General features: G+C 72.3%; 16 protein-coding genes. 9 read left to right on the forward strand and 7 right to left on the reverse strand.

Features of this window, described 5'->3' with window-relative positions; genetic code table 11:
- Window positions 1-37: 37 nt before the first annotated feature.
- On the forward strand, window positions 38-1,834 hold the full coding sequence (locus N5I75_RS20465) for a GMC family oxidoreductase N-terminal domain-containing protein (RefSeq protein WP_476679328.1): 1,797 nt from the start codon (window positions 38-40) through the stop codon (window positions 1,832-1,834).
- A gap of 82 nt (window positions 1,835-1,916) precedes the next feature.
- On the opposite strand, the gene N5I75_RS20470 is transcribed toward N5I75_RS20465, so the two are convergent.
- Entirely contained in the window at window positions 1,917-2,999 is a 1,083-nt protein-coding gene (locus N5I75_RS20470) for a hypothetical protein (RefSeq protein WP_476679329.1), read from the reverse strand.
- A gap of 141 nt (window positions 3,000-3,140) precedes the next feature.
- Window positions 3,141-5,222 carry a glycosyltransferase family 4 protein gene (locus N5I75_RS20475; protein WP_476679330.1) on the reverse strand — a complete coding sequence of 694 codons (2,082 nt, stop codon included), beginning with the start codon at window positions 5,220-5,222 and terminating at the stop codon, window positions 3,141-3,143.
- 242 nt (window positions 5,223-5,464) lie between these two features.
- On the opposite strand from N5I75_RS20475, the gene N5I75_RS20480 reads away from it, so the two are divergent.
- Window positions 5,465-6,214: a hypothetical protein gene (locus N5I75_RS20480; RefSeq protein ID WP_476679331.1), complete on the forward strand. Its 750-nt coding sequence runs from the start codon at window positions 5,465-5,467 to the stop codon at window positions 6,212-6,214.
- Window positions 6,215-6,672: 458 nt separating this feature from the next.
- Here N5I75_RS20480 and N5I75_RS20485 read toward each other — a convergent pair whose 3' ends face one another.
- Entirely contained in the window at window positions 6,673-6,960 is a 288-nt protein-coding gene (locus N5I75_RS20485; protein WP_476679332.1) for a chorismate mutase, read from the reverse strand.
- Between the two features lie 356 nt (window positions 6,961-7,316).
- On the opposite strand from N5I75_RS20485, the gene guaA reads away from it, so the two are divergent.
- Window positions 7,317-8,897: a glutamine-hydrolyzing GMP synthase gene (gene guaA / locus N5I75_RS20490; RefSeq protein ID WP_476679333.1), complete on the forward strand. Its 1,581-nt coding sequence runs from the start codon at window positions 7,317-7,319 to the stop codon at window positions 8,895-8,897.
- 24 nt (window positions 8,898-8,921) lie between these two features.
- Here guaA and N5I75_RS20495 read toward each other — a convergent pair whose 3' ends face one another.
- On the reverse strand, window positions 8,922-9,401 hold the full coding sequence (locus N5I75_RS20495) for a pyridoxamine 5'-phosphate oxidase family protein (protein ID WP_476679334.1): 480 nt from the start codon (window positions 9,399-9,401) through the stop codon (window positions 8,922-8,924).
- A gap of 117 nt (window positions 9,402-9,518) precedes the next feature.
- On the opposite strand from N5I75_RS20495, the gene N5I75_RS20500 reads away from it, so the two are divergent.
- Window positions 9,519-10,310, forward strand: coding sequence for a class II aldolase/adducin family protein (locus N5I75_RS20500; protein WP_476679335.1), 792 nt, complete (start codon window positions 9,519-9,521; stop codon window positions 10,308-10,310).
- 17 nt (window positions 10,311-10,327) lie between these two features.
- Here N5I75_RS20500 and N5I75_RS20505 read toward each other — a convergent pair whose 3' ends face one another.
- Window positions 10,328-11,191: a DUF4429 domain-containing protein gene (locus N5I75_RS20505; RefSeq protein WP_476679336.1), complete on the reverse strand. Its 864-nt coding sequence runs from the start codon at window positions 11,189-11,191 to the stop codon at window positions 10,328-10,330.
- A 165-nt stretch (window positions 11,192-11,356) separates the two neighbouring features.
- Between N5I75_RS20505 and N5I75_RS20510 the strand changes: the two genes are divergently transcribed.
- Both N5I75_RS20510 and N5I75_RS20515 read left to right on the forward strand, forming a co-directional pair.
- A complete protein-coding gene (locus N5I75_RS20510; protein WP_476679337.1) occupies window positions 11,357-12,634 on the forward strand; it encodes a hypothetical protein in 1,278 nt (425 codons plus the stop codon).
- Window positions 12,635-12,725: 91 nt separating this feature from the next.
- Window positions 12,726-13,250 (forward strand): DoxX family protein, encoded by a 525-nt coding sequence (locus N5I75_RS20515; RefSeq protein WP_476679338.1) that lies wholly within the window; start codon window positions 12,726-12,728, stop codon window positions 13,248-13,250.
- A 667-nt stretch (window positions 13,251-13,917) separates the two neighbouring features.
- On the opposite strand, the gene N5I75_RS20520 is transcribed toward N5I75_RS20515, so the two are convergent.
- Window positions 13,918-15,366 (reverse strand): PspC domain-containing protein, encoded by a 1,449-nt coding sequence (locus N5I75_RS20520; RefSeq protein ID WP_476679339.1) that lies wholly within the window; start codon window positions 15,364-15,366, stop codon window positions 13,918-13,920.
- Here N5I75_RS20520 and N5I75_RS20525 point away from each other — a divergent pair.
- The 3 genes from N5I75_RS20525 to N5I75_RS20535 are packed head-to-tail and all read left to right on the forward strand — an operon-like array spanning window position 15,365 to window position 18,831.
- A complete protein-coding gene (locus N5I75_RS20525) occupies window positions 15,365-16,678 on the forward strand; it encodes a PspC domain-containing protein (protein ID WP_476679340.1) in 1,314 nt (437 codons plus the stop codon). The genes N5I75_RS20520 and N5I75_RS20525 overlap by 2 nt on opposite strands.
- A complete protein-coding gene (locus N5I75_RS20530) occupies window positions 16,675-17,379 on the forward strand; it encodes a LuxR C-terminal-related transcriptional regulator (RefSeq protein ID WP_476679341.1) in 705 nt (234 codons plus the stop codon). The genes N5I75_RS20525 and N5I75_RS20530 overlap by 4 nt, the downstream gene beginning before the upstream one ends.
- Before the next feature lie 60 nt (window positions 17,380-17,439).
- Window positions 17,440-18,831: a threonine/serine exporter family protein gene (locus tag N5I75_RS20535; protein ID WP_476679342.1), complete on the forward strand. Its 1,392-nt coding sequence runs from the start codon at window positions 17,440-17,442 to the stop codon at window positions 18,829-18,831.
- 33 nt (window positions 18,832-18,864) lie between these two features.
- On the opposite strand, the gene N5I75_RS20540 is transcribed toward N5I75_RS20535, so the two are convergent.
- Complete coding sequence (locus N5I75_RS20540; RefSeq protein ID WP_476679563.1) at window positions 18,865-20,517, reverse strand: glycosyltransferase family 2 protein; 1,653 nt, start codon at window positions 20,515-20,517, stop codon at window positions 18,865-18,867.
- Window positions 20,518-20,538 lie beyond the last annotated feature (21 nt).

Below are 20,538 nucleotides of genomic sequence, written 5' to 3' on the forward strand. Positions count from 1 at the left end.
ACATACGACCTGCACTCGCACGCAAGGAGATCTGGCAATGACGCTGGGCGAGAACGACGACTCCGCGTACGACTACGACGTGGTCATCATCGGGTCCGGGTTCGGGGGATCCGTATCCGCCCTGCGCCTCACCGAGAAGGGCTACCGCGTCGGCGTCCTGGAGGCGGGCCGCCGCTTCGCCCCCGGCACGCTCCCCAAGAACTCCTGGGACGTGAAGAACTACCTGTGGGCGCCGAAGCTCGGCATGTACGGCATCCAGCGCATCCACCTGCTCGGCAATGTCATGGTCCTGGCCGGCGCGGGCGTCGGCGGCGGTTCGCTGAACTACGCCAACACCCTCTACGTCCCGCCGAAGCCGTTCTTCGAGGACCCCCAGTGGAAGGACATCACCGACTGGGAGGAGGAGCTGAAGCCGTACTACGACCAGGCGCGGCGGATGCTCGGCGTACGCCTCAACCCGACGATGACCCCGGCCGACGTGCACCTGAAGGCGGCGGCCCAGGCGATGGGCATCGGCGACACCTTCCACATGGCGCCGGTCGGCGTGTTCTTCGGCGACGGCGAGGACGCGGACGGAAGCGTCACGGCGCGCCCCGGACAGCAGGTCCCCGACCCGTACTTCGGCGGAGCCGGGCCCGCGCGCAAGGCGTGCCAGGAGTGCGGCGAGTGCATGACGGGCTGCCGCCACGGCGCGAAGAACACGCTCAACGAGAACTACCTCTACCTCGCCGAGAAGGCGGGCGCCGTCGTCCACCCGATGACGACGGTCGTCTCCGTCACCGACGACTCGCAGGGCGGTTACGCGGTCGCGACACTGCCGACGGACGACAAGAAGAAGTCGGCCGGGCGCGTCCTCAAGGCCCGCAAGGTGATCGTCGCGGCGGGCACGTACGGCACGCAGACGCTCCTGCACCGGATGAAGTCGAGCGGCCAACTCCCGCACATCTCTGCCCGGTTGGGCGAGCTGACCCGCACCAACTCCGAGGCGCTGGTCGGCGCGCAGACCACCGACCGGCGCTACCGGCAGCGGCACGGCGCGAACCCCGACTTCACCAAGGGCGTCGCCATCACCTCGTCCGTCCACCCGGACGCGAACACGCACATCGAGCCGGTCCGCTACGGCAAGGGCTCGAACGCGATGGGCGGCCTCTCCATCCTCCAGGTGCCGTACGCGGAGAAGTCGTCCCGGGTCGCGAGCTGGCTGGTCAACGCGGTGAAGCACCCGACCCTCATGGCGCGCTCCCTGTCCAACCGCCGCTGGTCGGAGCGGACCATCATCGGCCTCGTCATGCAGTCCCTGGACAACTCGCTGACGACGTACCTGAAGCCGGACGGCGTCGGCAAGGGGCTGCTCACCGCCGAGCAGGGCCACGGCGCGCCCAACCCCAAGCAGATCAAGGCGGCCTCCGAGGGCGCGTCCGCGATCGCCGCCGAGATCAACGGCTTCGCCGGGTCGAACGTCGGCGAGCTGATGGGCACCCCGCTGACCGCGCACTTCCTCGGCGGCTGCCCGATCGGCGACAGCGCGGAGAGCGGCGTCATCGACCCGTACCACCGGCTGTACGGGCACCCCGGGATCTCCGTCGTGGACGGCTCCGCGGTCTCCGCGAACCTGGGCGTGAACCCGTCCCTGACGATCACGGCGCAGGCCGAGCGCGCGATGTCGTACTGGCCCAACAAGGGCGAGGAGGACCCGCGTCCGCGCGTGGGCGCGGCCTACACGCGGCTCGCGCCCGTCGAGCCGAAGAGCCCGGCGGTCCCGGCGGAGGCGTTCGGCGCGCTGAAGCTGCCGTTCCTCGGGATGCCGGCGGTGCCGCCGCAGAAGACGCAGTAGGGAGCAGACGCAGAAGGAAGGGGAACGCGAAGGACCCGCACCCCCCTCCGAGTGCGGGTCCTCCCGTTTACGTGCGGGGCGCTTACGCCTCGTTGCCCGCCTTGCGGCGACGCACGGAGTAGACGACACCGGCCCCGGCGAGGACGGCGATCCCGCCGACCGTGCCGAGGGTCGGCAGCGCCGAACCGGAGCCCGTGGCGGCGAGCGTCCCGGAGTACGGGGTGCTGCTCGCCTGCGGGGCAGGGGTGTTGGACGGGGTCGGCGTGCTGGTCACGACCGGCTTCGGCGAGGTGACGGCCGCCGGGACCGTGCCGGGCTTCTTCGGCGCGGCGACGATCTCGAACCGGTACTCCTGGTCCTCGGGGACGCTCTCGCCGCAGACGCCGTTCGGGTCCACGCTGGTCGCGAAGGCCACCGAGCCGCCGATCCCGGTCGGGGCCTTGCGGTCGACGCTGAGGCGCAGCGGGAGGTCGGCGTGGTCGCCCGGGGCGATGCGGCCGACGTTGGTGAACGGCTCGTAGTTCTCGGCGTCGATGGCGGTGTCGATGTCGTGCCAGCCGTCCATGCCGGAGTACTGGACGTGCACGTACTTGCTGATCTCGGTGGTGTCCTCGTCGTAGGCGAACGCGAAGGCGTACAGCCGCACGAACGCCGCGTCGAACTCCTCGGACGTCTTGTTGGAGACCCGGAAGGTGAAGTTGTGCCAGCCGGAGCCCGCGACGACCTTCGAGGGCAGACCGCGCAGCTCCGCGAGGGTGCCGGGGCTGTCCTCGATGGCGGTGCACTCTTCCTCGGTGGAATCGCCGTCGCCGGGCTTCTCCTCGCCGGGCTTCCCGACACCGGGCTTCGGGTCACCGGGCTTGCCCGGGTCGTCCGTGTCCTTCACCGGCGGGGTCTTCGTGTCGTCGGCGGGGTCGGCCGGACCGGGCTCGGTCTCCGTCTCCGCGTTCGGGTCGCCGGCCGGGTCCTTGACCGCGTTCGGGTCGGACTCGGTGGTCCCCGGGTCCGCCTCCTGCGCGATGGCGTTCGGGTCGGTCGTGCTGGTCGCGGTGGTGGCCGCGGGCGCCGACGGCTCGTCCGCGAACGCCGCCGGGGCGGAGAGCAGCGCGATCGGGGCCATGGCTGCCGTGGCGGCCGCCGTCACCAGTGCGCGGCGAAGCGTCATTCCTACCTCGATCGGTATGCAGAGGGACTTTCGTTTCCGCATAGGTGACCCGTGGTGGCAGGGAATGGTTGTCCCGATTCTCACGGAATTCTTATGTGAACTGGATCACTGGGATCACTGGGATCTCGGTGGTCTCGGGACTCACCGCTCACGGGCGCACACCGCGAAGTCGCTGGACGCCGTCACGTACACCTTCACGCCGTGGCCGCCGCGCTCGGGGAACAGGTCGGTCTTGTTGCGGTCGACGATGTCGCCGCCGAGCCGGCCGATCGGCACCGGCGCCGGATCGGGCGTGGCACGGTGCAGCCGCAGGTCCCAGTAGTCGCGCTCGGCCGCACGGCGTCCGGCCGCGTCGGCGTAGGGCAGCGTGAACGTGAAGCCGCCGTCGGCCAGGGGCTCGACCGGTACGGAGAAGTTCTGGCCCTCACCGGCGCGGGAGACGGCGACCACGCGCGCCCCGTCGAGACCGGCGCCGGTGCCGAGGAGCACGGCCGTGAACGTGGCGCTGTCCTCGCCGATCCCGACGCGCTCCACCTCGGCGTGCGCGGGGCGGTGCCAGGTGCGCAGGGCGAGGAACCCGTCGACGGTGGGGTACGGCTGCCAGGCCGCGACCCCGTCGGGGCCGGTGTACGGGGCCGCGCCGACGCGCCGGGCCCGCTCGGCGAGGCCGCACATCAGGCGCCGCCGCTTGGTGGTGCCGCGGGGCGCGACGTAGCAGTCCCAGCGGCCCTCGGCGAGGACGTGCTCGGCGGGGGAGAGCGTGACGGCGGCGGCGTCGGGGTCCGGCGCGGCGGCGAGGTCCGGCACGGGCACCCGGATCTCCCGCCCCTCGGGGTCCTTGCGCATCCGGACCACGAAGTCGAGCGGCCCCGCGGGCAGCGTCTCGGCGTCGAAGCGGACCGTGACGCCGCCGTCGGCGGTGGAGCGGACGTAGGCGGTCGGCGCGGCCGTCGACTTCTTGGGCTGCTGCACGAGCGCGAAGGCCTTGGGCCGGCGCCACAGCCGGCCGCGGCGGCGCTCCTCGGGGCGCTGCGGTTCGGGGATCTGCTGATGCTCCAGGCGGCGGGCCGCGAGGACGCGGAAGAGCTCCTCGTAGCGGCGGGCGACGACGTCGGGCGCGAAGTCGGCGGCGCGGGCGCGCGCCGCCTCACCCATCTCGTCGCGCAGCGCGGCGTCGGACATGAGCCGGTCGAGCGCGTCGGCGTAGCGCCGGATGCCGCTCTCGCCGTCCTCCTTCGGCACGAGCAGGCCGTTCTTGCCGTGCTCGATGATCTCGGCGGGGCCGTGCGGGCAGTCGGTGGCGACGACCGGGACGCCGCAGTGCATGGCCTCCACGATGGTCATGCCGAAGGACTCCATGTCGGAGGAGACGGCGGCGATCGCGCCCTTGGCCCACTCGGTCTCGATGGGGGAGACCGAGCCCATGAGGAGGATCCGCTCGTACAGGCCGAGGGCGTCGATCCGCGCGCGCAGCTCTGCCTGCTTGGGGCCGCGTCCGTAGATGCGCAGGGTCCAGTCGGGGTGGGCGTCCGCGACCTGGGCGAAGGCGTCGACGAGCCGGTCGTAGCGCTTGACGGGGATCAGCCGCCCGGCCGCGACGATCACCTTGGAGTCCCGCGTCGAGGGCTGCGCCTGCCCGGCGGGCACCCCGTTGGGCACGCAGGTGATCAGCGTGCGGACCTGGGGGAGCGCGGCGCGGTAGGCGGCGGCGTCCGCCTCGGAGACGGTGACGTAGGCGTCGAGCTGCCCGATCGCCACGTTCTGGTCGCGGCGCACCTGGTCGGCGTGGCCGGCGAGGGAGAGGTGCTCCTGGCCGACGCGCAGGTAGCGGCCGGTGCCGTAGCGGGCGAGGTAGCCGTTGAGGATCGGGCGGGTGGCGATGACGACGTCGGCGTCCGTTTCGGCGAGGTAGCCGGAGAGGCGCTGGTCGTGCAGCGCGGTGTAGCGCTGGCGCCCGGAGACGGTGCTGCCCTCGTTGTACATCGTGTTGGGCCGCTGGGTGAGCGGGTCGTCCCCCGCGTACTCCTCGCTGTCCTCACGCAGGTCGATCAGGGTGGTCATGCGTACGCGGGGGTCGAAGGGCAGCCCCGTACGGTCGGCGGTCCTGTGCACGCTGACGACTTCGACGTTGTGCCGTTCGGCCAGTGCGCCGGACATGTTCGCGGTGGCACGGATGGTCCCGCCGATGCCGTACGCGTTGTTGATGAGAAAAACGATCTTCATGGTGTCCTCTCCCCCCAGGAGGCGAGCCGGTGCCGACTCGCGTTTTGGTTGAGACAAACCGGGCGGGACAGCGTTGCTTCGTGTGACGCAAGTCACTCAGGAACGAGCCACGAGGGCGAGCTGTCGCTTATATGGCGAATGTCACGCCGCCGTCGTACAACCATCTGGTCGCGATGCGATCGTTACGTGGAACGCCAGGCAAAGGTCTGGTAAACACCGCAGGTCCGGGCTTTCATACGGACATGAAGACAGGTGTACGACGCATGCTCGCCGGGATCTGCGTGACGGCGGCGCTGGCCGCCAGTGCGGCATGTGGATCAGGCGGGGGCGGCGAAGAAAAGGCTGAGGGCGGAGGTGCGTCCGAGGCCGCCGAGCAGTCGTCGTCGCAGTCACCGTCGGCGTCGGCGGAGCCGGGCCTGAAGCCGCTGAGCAAGGAGCGGCTGGACCAGGTCATGATCACCAAGGCCGATGTGAAGGGGTACCTCGTCGGAAAGATGGGCGAGGACGAGATCCCGGACGTGGGCGTGCCCGCCGACCCGGCCGCGTGCCAGCCGATCGCCGATCTGTTCCTGCTGCGCTCCGAGCCGAAGGCGGCCGCCCGCGTGGCCCGCTCGGTGACCAGCCTCACCGATACCGACGCCAACACGGTCCGGCTCGGCCTGCTCGCCCACCAGGAGGCGGACGCGGAGAAGCTGATGGCGGCCCTGCGCACGGCGAGCGAGAAGTGCGACGCCTACGAGCACGCCGGGTACCGGCACAGCGGCGTCCGGCCCGGGAAGGCGCCGGAGGCGGGGGACGAGGCGGTCTCGTACACGATGACCGGGAAGATCGACGGTGACACGCTCGGAGAGGCGTACGTCGTCGTGCGCAGCGGCTCGACCGTGGCGGTCTTCCACGCCATGAACGCCGCGGACGTCAAGGGCGCCCACGTGCCGACGAAGATCATCGAGGCGCAGCTGGCCAAGCTGGAGAAGGCCGATGGTTCGGCATAACCGCTGACAGGCACGGCGAAGGGCCCCGCAGGACGGATCTGCGGGGCCCTTCGTCATCGGCTCCGACGTCAGGGCAGCGTCGTTGCCGCGGAGCGGCGCCGGGGGGTCGCGCCGCAGGCTCTTCGCGGGACAAGGGGACGGGAGAGAAGAAGAGGGAGAAGTATGGGGGTTCGAATTTGTGTGGGGGATCGGGGTCCAGGAGGCCGACCGGCCCCGGGCGTCCCCGGGACCGGCCGTTCTCTCGGGTGACCGGGCTGCTGTCCCCTGCCGTCCGGTCACTGCACCGCAGCGAGGTCCCACGACGTACGGATGACCGTGACGTCTCATCGCTCCGGCAAAGCCACGCGTGGTTCGACTGGCCCGCCCCTGGCTGACACGGACACCGGGACCAACGAAGCCCGCCGCGTCCGGGTCACGCGCCGTACGGGTGAGTGCCGCACCGAACTGGGGTCCGGGTCTCAGACACGGCCCCGGCACAGTTCGAGCAGGGTCATCGCGAGTGCGGTGCCGGGCTTGCCGAGCGCGTCCCTGTAGTGGCCGAGGACCTCCATCTCGCGGGAGAGGTTCACGCGCGGCCCACCGGCGGCGAGCCGGGTCTCCTGGACGACGGCGGAGACGGCCATCCGTTCCTGGACGAGGCCGATGATGCGGTCGTCGAGGGAGTCGATGCGGGCGCGGGAGGCGGAGATCACGCCGGCGGTGTCGGTGCCGGTGTCGGTGTCGGTGGTGGTGTCGGTGACGGTCATGGGTTCAGGCTCCAGAGTTCTATAGGGGACGCGGAGCCCGGTACCGACAGAACCCGGAAAACGACAGGCGCCCCGGGCCTTGTCGGCCCGGGGCGCCTGTGGAAGTCGCTTGTCAGTGGTTCAAGCAGCACGACCATGGCATCCGGCGGGCCGGCTGCCATAGGTAAAGACGTAGGTCGTCTGCGTGAACATGGGGCCGACTATAGCGCGCCCCGCCTCCGGCGGTTTTTCTGTCAGCCCCTCCGGCGTTTGAGGAGCGTGGTCCGGGGCGGAGCCCCGTGACCTGAGGGACAGCTGACCCGAACCGTTAGAATCGACGGTACGACCCCCTGCTAAACGCCGCCGGAAGGCAACCCGTGTCATCAGCGACTTCCGCTGCCGCCGCCCCCGACACCGTCCTGGTCGTCGACTTCGGTGCGCAGTACGCCCAGCTCATCGCCCGCCGCGTCCGTGAGGCCCGGGTCTACAGCGAGATCGTGCCGAGCACCATGCCGGTGGCGGAGATGCTCGCCAAGAACCCGGCGGCGATCATCCTCTCCGGCGGCCCGTCGTCGGTCTACGCGGAGGGCGCCCCGCGCCTGGACCGCGAGCTCTTCGAGGCCGGTGTCCCCGTCTTCGGCATGTGCTACGGCTTCCAGCTGATGGCGACGACCCTCGGCGGCACCGTCGACAACACGGGCGCCCGCGAGTACGGCCGCACGCCGCTCGCCGTCTCCAAGACCGACTCGACGCTGTTCGAGGGCACGCCCGCCGAGCAGCCCGTGTGGATGTCCCACGGCGACGCCTGCTCGGCCGCGCCCGAGGGCTTCACCGTGACGGCCTCGACGGACGTCGTCCCCGTAGCCGCGTTCGAGAACGACGAGAAGAAGCTGTACGGGGTCCAGTACCACCCCGAGGTCATGCACTCCACGCACGGCCAGCAGGTCCTGGAGCACTTCCTGTACCGGGGCGCGGGCCTCGCGCCGACCTGGACCACGGGCAACGTGATCGAGGAGCAGGTCGCCGCGATCCGCGAGCAGGTCGGCGACAAGCGTGCCATCTGCGGCCTGTCCGGCGGCGTCGACTCCGCGGTCGCCGCGGCCCTCGTCCAGAAGGCCATCGGCTCCCAGCTCACCTGCGTCTACGTCGACCACGGCCTGATGCGCAAGGGCGAGACCGAGCAGGTCGAGAAGGACTTCGTCGCCGCGACCGGTGCGAACCTCAAGGTCGTCGACGCCAGCGACCGCTTCCTGAAGGCGCTCGCCGGGGTCTCGGACCCCGAGGAGAAGCGCAAGATCATCGGGCGCGAGTTCATCCGCGTCTTCGAGCAGGCCCAGCTGGAGATCCTCCAGGAGGAGGGCCCCGAGGTCGCCTTCCTCGTGCAGGGCACGCTCTACCCGGACGTCGTCGAGTCCGGCGGCGGCACCGGCACCGCCAACATCAAGTCCCACCACAACGTGGGCGGGCTCCCCGACGACATCGAGTTCGAGCTCGTCGAGCCGCTGCGCCAGCTCTTCAAGGACGAGGTCCGCGCGGTCGGCGCCGAGCTGGGCCTGCCCGAGGAGATCGTCCAGCGCCAGCCGTTCCCCGGCCCCGGCCTGGGCATTCGCATCGTCGGCGACATCACCAAGGAGCGCCTGGACCTGCTCCGCGAGGCCGACGCGATCGCCCGCGAGGAGCTGACCGCCGCGGGCCTCGACCGTGAGATCTGGCAGTGCCCGGTCGTGCTGCTCGCCGACGTCCGCTCGGTCGGCGTCCAGGGCGACGGCCGCACCTACGGCCACCCGATCGTGCTGCGCCCCGTCTCCTCCGAGGACGCCATGACGGCGGACTGGACGCGGATGCCGTACGAGGTGCTCGCGAAGATCTCCACGCGCATCACCAACGAGGTCAAGGACGTCAACCGCGTGGTCCTCGACGTGACGAGCAAGCCGCCGGGGACGATCGAGTGGGAGTAGTCCCGACGACGGGCGGGGCCGGGGTTACCGGCGCCTGATCGTGCGTACCGCCTCGCCCGGCGTCCACACCTGGGTCACCAGATAGGTGTCGTCCTCGACGTACACCCTGGTGACCTCGGTTGTTTCGGTGCGGAAGAGGTGGAAGTCGTCCGGGTCCGGCACCTCGACCCGGCCGGTGTAGCGGGCGATGGTCGCCGGGTCCTCGACGAGGAACGCGCGGCCGCTGACGCGTACGTCACCGCCGTGCGTCGTCGTGCCCTCGCCCGGATTGGCCTGGAGGGCGAAGCGCGGGTCGCGCATCAGGTCCCGGGCCTTCAGTGAGCCCGGCATCATGCCGAGCCACAACTCCCCGTCCAGGAAACGGACTTCGAGCCCCGACGTACGGGGCGAACCGTCCTTGCGCAGAGTCGCCAGGACGTGATGCGTGTACAGGGCGAAGCGGTCCTCGACGGTCTTGGCGAGGTCCGGCTCGGCGGCGGCGAAGGCAGCCCAGTTCGAGGTCATGGGCCGAGTGTGGCGCGGATACCCGACACCTGCTGTCGGGATATCCGGCCGGTCCGGCGCAGTGTCTTCACAGCCCGGGCCTGTCGCCTTGCGGGGCGCCCGGGTACCTTCCGCCTCATGTCCACGCAGAGCCCAGCCCCGATCCCCACCGACCAGCTGCACTTCGCCATGCCGCCGGTGCACACGAACCCCGCCGACGAGCGCCGGTACCGCAAGGAGCGGCTCGCGGGCGCGCTGCGGAACTTCGGGCGGCTCGGGTACGAGGACGGGGTGTCGGGCCACATCACGGCCCGGGACCCGGAGTTCGAGGACTGCTACTGGGTGAACCCGTTCGGGATGCCGTTCCGCCACATCACCGTGAGCGATCTCGTCCTCGCCAACGGGGACGGGCAGGTCGTCGAGGGCCGGTACCACGTCAACCAGGCCGCGTTCACCGTCCACGCCGAGGTGCACCGGGCCCGGCCCGACCTCGTCGCGGTGGCGCACTGCCACTCCACGTACGGGCGCGCCCTCGCCGCGCTCGGCGAGCTGATCGAGCCGATCACCCAGGAGGCGTGCGCGTTCTACGAGGACCACGCGCTGCTCGACGAGTACACGGGGGTGTCGGTCGACGCGGGGGAGGGCAAGCGGATCGCGGTCGCGCTCGGCTCGTTCAAGGCGCTGGTCCTGCGCAATCACGGGCTGCTCACGGTCGGGGACTCGGTGGACGCGGCGGCCTGGTGGTTCATCGCCCTGGAGCGCTGCTGCCAGGTGCAGCTGACGGCGCGGGCGGTGGGGCGGCCCGTGCTCATCGACCGGCCCCAGGCGGTGGCGACCCGGGACCGGACGGGCGGCGACCTCGTGGCGTGGATCAACTACCAGTCGATGTGGCAGGACATCACGCGCAGCGAGCCGGAGCTGTTGTCGTAGCCGCTCGCGGGGCCCGTTCAGCGGAAGTCGCGGAGCACGACCAGCTTCGTGCGCGTGAACTCGGCGTCGGTGAGCACGCCGTCCCGGTGCAGCTCGCCCAACTCCCGCAAGCGGCGCAGCAGTACGTCGTGGTCGGTGTGGCGGGACGTGGGGAGCGCGGGGGTGCCGGGCGGCGCGGACGGGTGCGGCAGGCGGGCCGTGACCGCCGCCGCGACGAGGGCGGTCAGCAGATCCTTGCGGGCGTTGCCCCACAGATCGAGGGCGTACGGGTCCTTCTCCGGCGGCAGCTTCGCGTACGGGGAGCCCTTCAGGACGAAGCGCAGCACCCCGTCCTCGTAGCCGGAGTTGGGGACCCAGTCGACGCCGTCCAGGTCGTCGAGGGGGATGACGCGCGGCCCCGTCACCCGCTTCACCCGGTCCGAGGTGTCGCTCCAGTCGATGCGGACGCGGCTGCCGTCGAAGGAGACCATGCCGTCGCTGGAGCGGACGGAGACGGGAACGGCGGGGCCCGGCACGAGGTAGGTGTCGGCGGGCCCGTCGGGCAGTTGCTCCAGGAGCAGCGCCTGGCGGATCTCCTCGGCGATGTACTCGGCGACGCCGGAGCGGTCGGCGTCGACCGCGAGCCGGTAGGGGTCCGCGGTGTCCGGGAGGCGGCCGCCGGTCGCCTGGAGGAGGGGGTCGGCGGCCTCGCGCAGGGTGAGGCGGAGCCGGCCGCGCTTGCGCTCGGGTTCGTAGGCGACCCCGGAGACGGCCGTGAGCGGCACGCTGATCTCGCCGTACGTCTGCCGCAACAGGGCCACGCTGCGGTGCAGACCTGGGGTGATGCGGATGGTGCTGCCGTCGAAGGCCCAGGTTCCGTCACGCTGGATGATCTCGGCCATACGGAAATTCTCGCAGCGGCGTCAACATGCCGGTCAATACGGACGAAAGGCGTTCACTCCACGGAGTCGCCCCCGTGCGCCGGGTCGACCGCCGCGTACGGCACAATTCCCCATCGATACACGGAAGTTGACGGGCGACACAAAGCTGAGGGCGGGGGCGTCGCGGTGGCGATGCGGGAAGCACGGCAGGGCGGGGCGGCGGGCACGCACGAGGGCGGATGCACCTGCGGGGACTGTCCGCACGGCGCGCGCGAGGGGCACCGCAGGGCGGTCGCCGCGTTCCTCGCGCGCCGGGAGGAGCTGGCGTCCGGCAGCGGGGTGCCGCCCGCCGTCGCGCACTCCGCCGGGGCCTCCCGGCAGTGGATCTCCGACGAACTCACCCAGTCCGCCCAGGCCGTCGCCGAACGCGGCCGGGCGGCGGGCACGGCGTGGCGCGCGAGCCTGCTGCCGCGCACCCTTTTCCTGGTCTGGGGCGGGTTCCTCGTCCTCCTGCTCGTGCAGGCGCTCACCGCGATCGGCGCGGGCTGGAGCACGGCGCGCACGGCCGGGCTCGTCGCGGCGGTCCTTGTCGGCGGGGTGCTGAGCGGCGCCGCCGCCCTGCACCGGGCGCGCGGCGGCGTCCTCGCGCCCGTCATCGGGGAGGACAACCGGCTGTCGACGTCACGGGCGGTGGCGGGCTGCGTGGTCGTCCTCGTGGTGTACGCGGTGCTCGTCCTCGCGGGGGAGCTGGCGCTGGCGTCGGGGGCCCGGGCGCGGGAGGAGTTGATCGACGGCCTCGACCTGGCGCGCGGGGCGGGGCTGTTGACCGTCCTCGCGGTGGTGTGCGGGGTCGCGGTCCTCGTGCGGCGGGTCGTCGGACTGCGCGTGCTCGGGCAGCGGTTGCAGAAGGTGCCCGCGATCCGGCCGCGCGCCGCCGACCTGCTCACCGACGACTCCGGGCGCGGCAGCTTCACCGACACGCAGTACGTCGCCGTGTCCGCGGCCGCGCTCGTGTGGGCCGCCGCCCGGCTCGCCCGTCGGCCCGACCAGCTGCCCGACCTGCCGTGGGGCCTCGCCGTCCTGGTCGCGGTGTCGGCCGCCACGTACCTCTGCGGGAAGTACGCCGAGGGCGGGCGGCCCGTCGTCCTCTCCGTCGTGCGCGCCCGCGAGGCCGGTGACCTCGACGCGCCGATCCGCACCGGCGAGGACATCGAGATCCGCGGTGTCGGGTTCGTGCCGCCGGGCGCCGGCACGGCGGACCAGCTCGCGCGGGTGGCGGTCCGGATCGGCACGGTGCACGTCCATGTGCCGCTGGTGCCGGTGCCGGGCGGGTTCACCAATCCGGCGGACGGGCTGCTGGTCGTGCCGGTGCCGGTGGATGTCGAGCCGGGGCGGGTGGAGGTGCAGGTGGTCACGGCTGCGGGGGTGGAGACGAACCGTTGCGCGATCGACGTCGTCGATTGAGCCGTCTCTGGGTGAGCCGGGGCGGCGTCGCGTCCGTATGGTCGGTTACAGGCACGGCATCTGGTGCGACGCGAGAGGTGGCGGAGCGGCGATGGCGCACGGCATGCGGACGGATACGCACAGCGGGTACGGGGTGGGGGGTGGTGAGGGTGGGGGTTGGCGTGCGACCGGGCGGCGGTTCGCGCTGCTGCCGCTGAGGGTTTTTCTCGGAGTGACCTTCATTTACGCGGGGCTCGACAAGCTGACGGACAGTGCGTTCTTCCGGTCTACGGGGTCCGGGTCGGTCGGCGAGCAGATGCGCACCGTGCGCGACGTCGCCGCCCTCCCGGAACTCGTTGATCTGGCGCTCAGGTCTCCGGCCGGGTTCGGTTACGCGATCGCGTTCGGGGAGCTTGCGGTGGGGGTCGGGACGTTGCTGGGTGTGTTGGGGCGGCTTGCGGCGCTCGGGGGTGCGCTGATCTCTCTGAGTCTGTGGCTGACGGTGAGCTGGGCGACGGAGCCGTATTACTTGGGCAATGACCTGGCCTACCTGATGGCGTGGCTGCCTCTGGTCTTGGCCGGGGCGGGGGTCTGGTCCCTGGACAAGTGGTGGCACCGTCGCCGCCGAACGGCTTGAGCCGCCGGGTGCATCGCCGTGTGCCGTGCGGCTGCGCCGCTGGCTTTCAGAGGTGCGTTGTGATGTGCGCCTTTCGTCGTGGTTGCTCGCGCAGTTCCCCGCGCCCCTGAAGCATGCGGCTGCGCCGCAGCTCCATAGGGCGCGCGTCTCCCGTGGGCCCTATGGAGCTACGTGTAACGCGCCCCCGACGCGCGCGCCTCGCTGAGATGGCGCACGAAGTGCGCATCTCAGGGGCGCGGGGAACGGCGCGAGCAACCACGATGGGCGCGCGGTCGGCGACGTACCTGTAAGGGGCGCGGGGAACGGCGCGAGCAACCACGATGCACGCGCAGGTGGCAACGCACCTATAAGGGGCGCGGGGAACTGCGCGACCAGCCACGACGGGCGCGCGGTCGGCGACGCAGCTGGAAGGGGCGCGGGGAACTGCGTGACCAGTCTCGACGGGCCTGCGGTCGGCAGCGGGTCTCAGGGGCGGGGTGTGGAGGATCTCGCGCGGAGGCGGATTGCGTGGGTTATCGTTCCCACCGCTCCGGCCAGGCCCAGGCCCCCGCAGACCAGCGGAATCCCCACGAACCACGGCGCGTCCCACGCACCCCCCGCATCCCCGAAATACACCAGCGCCGTGGCCATCAGCACCAGACCCGCAAGCAACCGCCCGGGATAAAAGTCATGCCGCACGGGACACCTCCGCCTGTCCGACTCCGACCTCGACGTGGAGTTCGAGGACACCGCCCCCATCGCCGCCTCCGTCGCCGCCACCGGCGGGCGCCAGCGTGCGGGTCTTCTCGATGCCGGGGCGGACATCGACGTCGTGCCGGTCGTCGCCGGGCAGCCGCACGTCCCCGACCCCGACCTCGACACGCAGCCGCACCTTCTCGTCCCGCGGCAGCACGATCTTCGCCCGGCCCGCCCCGACCTCCAGGTGCGTGGTGACCGTACGGCCGTCGGCGATGTCCACCCGGGACAGATCGAGCGTGCCGACGCCGGAGCCCAGCTCGTACCGCGGCCGCAGCTCGGACGCGCTCGCGGGCGCCCAGGTCGTCCGCGCCCACTCGGTGCTGATGTTGGCGGGCAGCGCGGCGGACGCGACGAGCAGCCCGGCGGTGATCACGGCCCAGAAGATCGACCCCGCCCCGGTCCGCCCCCGGAACGCGCTGACCGCGATGCCGAGTCCGAACACCCCGAGCGCGCAGGCGAGCCCGGTCTGCAGGCTGGCGCCGAACGTCCGGGACTCCCAGGACGCCCCCGCCCCGGCCGCCCCCGCGACGAGCGCCACCAGGAACGTGAGCCCCCCGATCCCGCGCGGCCGCGCCACCGCCCCGCCGGGCCGCCGGTCCACCTTCCCGGGCCCGGCTTCCGCGCTGTCCGGCGGCCCCCAGATGTACCCGGTCCCGCCGACATGCGTACCGTCCTTGACGATCGGGTCCCGCCACCACGACGGCGCGGGCGCGACGGGCGGCGCCTGCGCCTCGGGCGGCGCGTCGGCCACCGCCTGCGCGGCGACGGGGTCGGGGTCGGTGGCGCGGCGCTGCTGCGACCAGTACCCGGCGCCCGCGAGCAGCAGCGCGAGGACAACGGCGAAGGTGAACGCCCCGACGTTGTTCAGCATCGACAGGAAGACGCCGCAGCCGACCAGCGCCGTGACGATGGCGGCGAGCCCGGGACCGTCGACCCGGCCGGTGAGGAGCTTGCGGAACTCGTTCTCGTCCTCGTCGTCGTACGGCACGAACAGCCAGGCGAAACCGTAGAAGAGGAGGCCGACCCCGCCGGTCACGGAGAGCACGGCGAGCCCGATCCGGAAGATCACCGGGTCCATGTCGCAGTGCCGGCCCAGGCCCGCGCAGACACCGCCCAGCGTCTTGTACCGCCGGTCGCGCCGGAATCGGCGCGGCGGGGCCGCGACGGTGTCCTTCTCCGCGGTGGGTACCGCGCCGTGAGGCTGCTCGGTCATACGTCCATGGTGACGGGCCGGGTCCGCCGGCGGCAGTCGGGACAACCCTGGCCGGACCCTGAGATCGCCCCTGAGACCGACGCCCGCGGAACGTGAAGGATCAGGGGTGCCTCGGGGGCCGACCCTGATGCCCCGCCCGCGCCCGCCGTGTGACGATCGGGTCATGCAGGAAGCAGCGACCGCCCCCCGCGCCGAGCACCCCGGGGCGCCCCGGGACGCCCGGGACCCGGGGCCGCCCCGCAAGCTCTATCGCAGCAGCGACGGCCGCTGGCTCGGCGGCGTCGCGCGCGGCCTCGCCGGCCATCTCGGCCTTCCGGTCGTGTGGGTGCGCCTGGTCTTCGCGGGCCTGTTCATGGCGGACGGCCTCGGCGCCCTGCTCTACGCGGCGTTCTGGTTCTTCGTGCCGCTGGGCGTGGGCGGCGTCGGCACGGACCGGCCGACCGTACTGGCCACCGAGACCGCCCCCGACGGGCGGCGCAGGCTGGTCGCGCGCCGCCCCGACAAGGGGCAGCTCCTCGCCCTGCTGCTCATGGTCATCGTCGCGATGATCTTCGTGCAGAACGTGAACCTCACCGGCAACACCAAGGCGTACCTGGTCCCGACGGTCCTCGTCGGCGCGGGCGTCGCCCTCGTCTGGCGCCAGGCGGACAACGCGCGCAGGGCCCGCTGGGCCGAGGCCGGCCGCCGCAAACGCACCTTGCAGTTCGCCCGCGCCGCCGCCGGTGTCGTCCTCGTCGGCGCGGGCGTCACCGGCATCTTCGTCACGCAGGGCGCGACGGAACATCTTGGCTCCATCCTCCAGGCGGCGCTCGCGGTCCTGGTCGGCATCGCACTCCTCGCCGGCCCCTATCTGATCCGCATGACCCAGGACCTCTCCGAGGAACGCCTCATGCGCATCCGCGCCCAGGAGCGCGCCGAGGTCGCCGCCCACGTCCACGACTCCGTCCTGCACACCCTCACCCTGATCCAGCGCAACGCCGAAAGCCCGGCCGAGGTACGCCGTCTCGCCCGCGCCCAGGAACGCGACCTGCGGGCCTGGCTGTACAAACCGGCCGCCGCCGAGAACCCGCAGGAGCCGGAGACGGTCGCGGAGGCGGTCAAGCGGCACGCCGCCGAGGTCGAGGACAAGCACGGCGTGCCCCTGGAGGTCGTGGTCGTCGGCGACTGCCCGCTCGACGAGGCGCTGCGCGCGCAGATGCAGGCCGCGAGGGAAGCGATGGTGAACGCCGCGAAGTACGGTGGCGAGGGCGGCGCCGTAAGGGTGTACGCGGAGGTGGAGGGGGACGAGGTGTTCGTGTCCGTACGGGACCGCGGACCCGGCTTCGACCTCGACTCCATCCCCGCGGACCGCATGGGCGTCAGAGAATCGATCATCGGCCGGATGGAACGCAACGGCGGGACGGCCCGGCTGCGGGCGGTGCCGGACGGCGGCACAGAGGTCGAACTGACCATGAAGAGGGCGGAGAAGACGGCATGACGACCGACGACGCAGCGCAGACCACGGCGGAGGGACCCGGGCGGCACGTACGCGTCGTCCTCGTCGACGACCACCGCATGTTCCGTACGGGGGTCCAGGCGGAGATCGGCCGTACGGAGACGACGGGTGTCGAGGTCGTCGGCGAGGCGGCCGACGTCGACCAGGCCGTCACGGTCATCGCGGCGACGCGCCCCGAGGTGGTCCTGCTCGACGTCCATCTGCCGGGCGGCGGCGGCGTCGAAGTCCTGCGCCGCAGCGCGCAGTTGATGGCCGACGCCGACAACCCGGTGCGCTTCCTGGCCCTTTCGGTGTCGGACGCGGCGGAGGACGTGATCGGGGTGATCCGCGGCGGCGCCCGCGGCTACGTGACGAAGACGATCACCGGCACGGACCTCGTCGACTCGATCTTCCGGGTGCAGGAGGGCGACGCGGTCTTCTCGCCGAGGCTGGCCGGGTTCGTCCTGGACGCCTTCGCCTCCACGGACGCGCCCCCGGTCGACGAGGACCTGGACCGCCTCACCCAGCGCGAGCGGGAGGTGCTGCGGCTCATCGCGCGCGGTTACGCCTACAAGGAGATCGCCAAGCAGCTCTTCATCTCGGTGAAGACGGTCGAGTCCCACGTGTCGGCGGTGCTCAGGAAGCTCCAGCTCTCGAACCGTCATGAGCTGACGCGGTGGGCCACCGCCAGGCGCCTGGTCTGACGAGATCCGCCCGGCGGTTACTCGCCCGTATGGGTGATATGTCCGTTACGCTCCATCTGTATGCCTGTGAGGAACGACACCCGCACCCTGTCCGCCCCCTGGCTGGCCCGGGCCCTGCCGCGGTTGCGCGGGCTCGAACCGATGAGCAGTTACGGGTTCGCCGGTGAGTTGCTGCATGACGACGGGCGCGCGGACATGCAGGCGTACGGGGCGCGCGTCGCCGATCTGGCGGTCCGGGTCGGGGAGGCGCTGCTGTCGTACGGGGCGTCCGCGGAGGAGGCGGTCGCGGGGGTGCTGGTCACCGCCGAGACGTACGGGCTGAGCTACTGCGAGCCCGGGGTCACGCTGGGGGCTGTTTCGCTGTCCGCCTTCGCGCCCGGGGAGCTGACGCCCCTGTATGCCACCCGGCATGTGCGGCGGCACTCCACCGACTTCCGGTCCCTCGGACATCTGCAGGCCCTCGTCGGACGGATCAGCGCGCACTCGCTGACCCTGGACGAGGCGCGGGCCGAGGCCGGGCGGATCCTCGACGCTCCGGGCGACGCCGGCGGGCGGCGCTGGGGCCGGTGGCGGGCGCCCGTGCAGACCGGGCTCGTCGCGGCCGGGGGCGGACCCGTCTTCGGTGGCGGGCCGCTCACCTCCGTGTGCTCGTTCGTCGCCGGGGTGCTGGGTGGGCTGCTGAACGGGTGGCTGGGGCGGAACGGGGTGCCTGCCTTCTACCGGTACGCCGTTGCCGCGATGCCTGCCGCCGTCATGGCTCTTGCCGTCAGCCGGTTCGCTCCGCCGTCCGCCGTCCAGGCCGTCGTCGTCGCCGGGGTGCTCGGGCTGCTGCCCACCGTCACCTTCGTCAGCGCCGTGCAGGACGCTCTCGCCGGGCACTATCTGACCGCGCTCGGGCGGCTCGCCGACGCGCTGCTCGTCTTCGCCGCCGCCGTGACGGGGGTCGTCGCCGTGCTCGGGGTCGGGCAACTGGCCGGGCTCGGTGTGCCGATCGTGCCGTCCGTGCGGCGCTCCGACCATTTCGGGGCGCCGGCGGTGGGGGCGGTCGTGTTCGCCGTCGCCGTGGCGGCGCGGGCGCGGACGCCGGGGCGTGACTGGCTTGCCGCCGCGGTGCTCGGGCTCGGCGGGTTCGTGGTCTCCGTGGAGTTCGAGGTGCGGGGGTTCTCTTCGCTGGTCGGGACGGCTCTGGTGGCTGCCGCCGTGGGGGGTGCCGGGCATCTTGTCGCTCGGCGGCGGCGGGAGTCGGCGTTGCCGATCGTTGTGCCGGGGATCGCGCCTCTGTTGCCGGGTGGGGCGCTTTATGCGGCGTTGGGGGCGTTGGCCTCCGGGCGGACCACGTCGGGGGTTGCCGGGATGGTGAACGTGGCGGCGGTCACGCTGGCGCTGGCCGTGGGGGTGGGGTTGTCCGGGGAAGTGGGGCAGCTCGTTCGGAGGGTTCGGGCGGCTGGATGACAGGTCACGGGGCTCTGCCCCGGACCCCGCTCCTCAATCGCCGGAGGGGCTTGAGAGGAACAGGCGCGCTGCTCGTCGGCGCAGCACCGATGCCACCCCCCGCAATCCCGTCGCCGTGCGCAGCGCCAGCGCCCCCGCATGGGTCGCGTAGGGCTGAGCGAGGAGGATTCCGTGGCGGCGGCTCGGGACTGCCACGCGGCGGAGCAGGCCGGGGCCGTGCGAGGCGTGGGGGGTCGTGTCGCGGTGGGTGCCGTCGGTGAAGGTCAGGCGGAGGCGGATGTCGCAGGTGCCGGGGCGGCCGAGGGCCGAGAGGTCGAGGGTCGTCGACGCCACCCACGTCGTGTCGTCCGGGCTCACGTCCGGACCGTACGCCGTGAAGGGCGCCGTTCTGCGCTGGAGCACCGCGCCCCGCCGTTCCACCAGCTCGACCTCCACCTCGCGCGGGCCCGCGTCCGCCACCCGGCCGTACAGCTCGTGCAGCCGCAGCGTGAGGCGGGTGGAGCGGATGCCGGGGCGGAGTTCGCCGTCGACCGCCACGGGGAGCAGGTGCATCGGGCGGTGCAGTAGGTGTTCCAGGGTCAGGTGAGGGAGGTCCGCCGACCAGACGGGCGTGCCGTCGGGGGCCCGCGCGTACGGCGGGAGCAGCCGTGCCGGGCGGGCCGCGAGTTCCTTCAGGCGCGGCAGGTCGCGCGGCGCCGGGGAGGCGAGGACCAGGCGGCCGGCGAGGCGGCCCGGGGCCGGGGCCGCGTCGAAGTCCGCGGTGTCGAAGGTCTCCAGGTAGGCGCGGGTGCGGGTCCACCAGTCGGCGCGGTACGCGGGGCCGCGCAGATCGAGTTCGCGCGCGTACATCCGCAGGGAGTGGTCGAGGAAGGTGGAGCGCGCCGCGCGGGCCAGCCGTTTGCTGGAGGCGTCGAGGAGGATGGCGACGGACTGGCGGTGGGCGTCGAGGCGGGCCTGCCAGTTGGCGATGGACGCCCGGTCGAGGGAGAGGGAGAGCTTCCCGGCGGCGCGGCGCACGTGCCAGATGTAGACCCGGTGGGGGATCAGGGCGATGCGCGGGGCCGCCGCGAGGACGCGGGCGCCGAACACGAAGTCCTCGTAGACGAACCGGCCGTCGGGGAAGCGGACGGCGTGCTCACGCAGGAAGTCCGTGCGGTACAGCTTGTTGACGCAGAGGGTGTCCCGCACCAGGCGCGGGCGCTTCTCCGGGGTGGCGAGGACCCGTTCCTCCGCGTAGAGGTCGGGCTGCCAGGGGATCTCGCGGCCCGACGGGAGTTCGCGGCGTACGCACAGTCCGGCGGTGACCTGCGCACCGTGCCGGCCGGCCGCGTCGAGCAGCGCGTCCACGGCGCCCGGCGGGAGCACGTCGTCGCTGTCGAGGAACATGACGTACGAGGAGGAGGCGCGGGCCAGTCCGTCGTTGCGGGGGGTGCCGCAGCCGCCGCTGTTGGTCTCGCGGTGCACCACGGTGAGGCGGGGTTCGTGGGCGGCGAGTCCGTCGAGCAGGGCGCCGCTGCCGTCCGTGGAGCAGTCGTCGACCGCGATCACCTCCCGGACGGCAGGACCCTGTGCGAGCGCCGAACGCACCGCGTCGGTGACGTGGGCGGCGTCGTCGTAACCGATCACGACGACCGTGACGGTGGGGGCCGGGGCCTGGGTCGGGGCTGCGTCTCCTGCGCGGTTCACGGGGTTCACGGGGTGAATCCT

This window comes from Streptomyces sp. R818, from assembly GCF_056172735.1.

Excerpts from the sequence above, each read along its gene's own strand:
- N5I75_RS20500 (WP_476679335.1), top strand. The coding sequence starts at position 9,519 with ATGTCCACGCAGAGCCCAGCCCCGATCCCCACCGACCAGCTGCACTTC.
- N5I75_RS20470 (WP_476679329.1), bottom strand. The coding sequence starts at position 2,999 with ATGACGCTTCGCCGCGCACTGGTGACGGCGGCCGCCACGGCAGCCATG.
- N5I75_RS20530 (WP_476679341.1), top strand. The coding sequence starts at position 16,675 with ATGACGACCGACGACGCAGCGCAGACCACGGCGGAGGGACCCGGGCGG.
- N5I75_RS20505 (WP_476679336.1), bottom strand. The coding sequence starts at position 11,191 with ATGGCCGAGATCATCCAGCGTGACGGAACCTGGGCCTTCGACGGCAGC.
- N5I75_RS20515 (WP_476679338.1), top strand. The coding sequence starts at position 12,726 with ATGGCGCACGGCATGCGGACGGATACGCACAGCGGGTACGGGGTGGGG.
- N5I75_RS20495 (WP_476679334.1), bottom strand. The coding sequence starts at position 9,401 with ATGACCTCGAACTGGGCTGCCTTCGCCGCCGCCGAGCCGGACCTCGCC.
- N5I75_RS20475 (WP_476679330.1), bottom strand. The coding sequence starts at position 5,222 with ATGAAGATCGTTTTTCTCATCAACAACGCGTACGGCATCGGCGGGACC.
- N5I75_RS20465 (WP_476679328.1), top strand. The coding sequence starts at position 38 with ATGACGCTGGGCGAGAACGACGACTCCGCGTACGACTACGACGTGGTC.
- N5I75_RS20480 (WP_476679331.1), top strand. The coding sequence starts at position 5,465 with ATGAAGACAGGTGTACGACGCATGCTCGCCGGGATCTGCGTGACGGCG.
- N5I75_RS20525 (WP_476679340.1), top strand. The coding sequence starts at position 15,365 with ATGCAGGAAGCAGCGACCGCCCCCCGCGCCGAGCACCCCGGGGCGCCC.
- N5I75_RS20485 (WP_476679332.1), bottom strand. The coding sequence starts at position 6,960 with ATGACCGTCACCGACACCACCACCGACACCGACACCGGCACCGACACC.
- N5I75_RS20520 (WP_476679339.1), bottom strand. The coding sequence starts at position 15,366 with ATGACCCGATCGTCACACGGCGGGCGCGGGCGGGGCATCAGGGTCGGC.
- N5I75_RS20535 (WP_476679342.1), top strand. The coding sequence starts at position 17,440 with ATGCCTGTGAGGAACGACACCCGCACCCTGTCCGCCCCCTGGCTGGCC.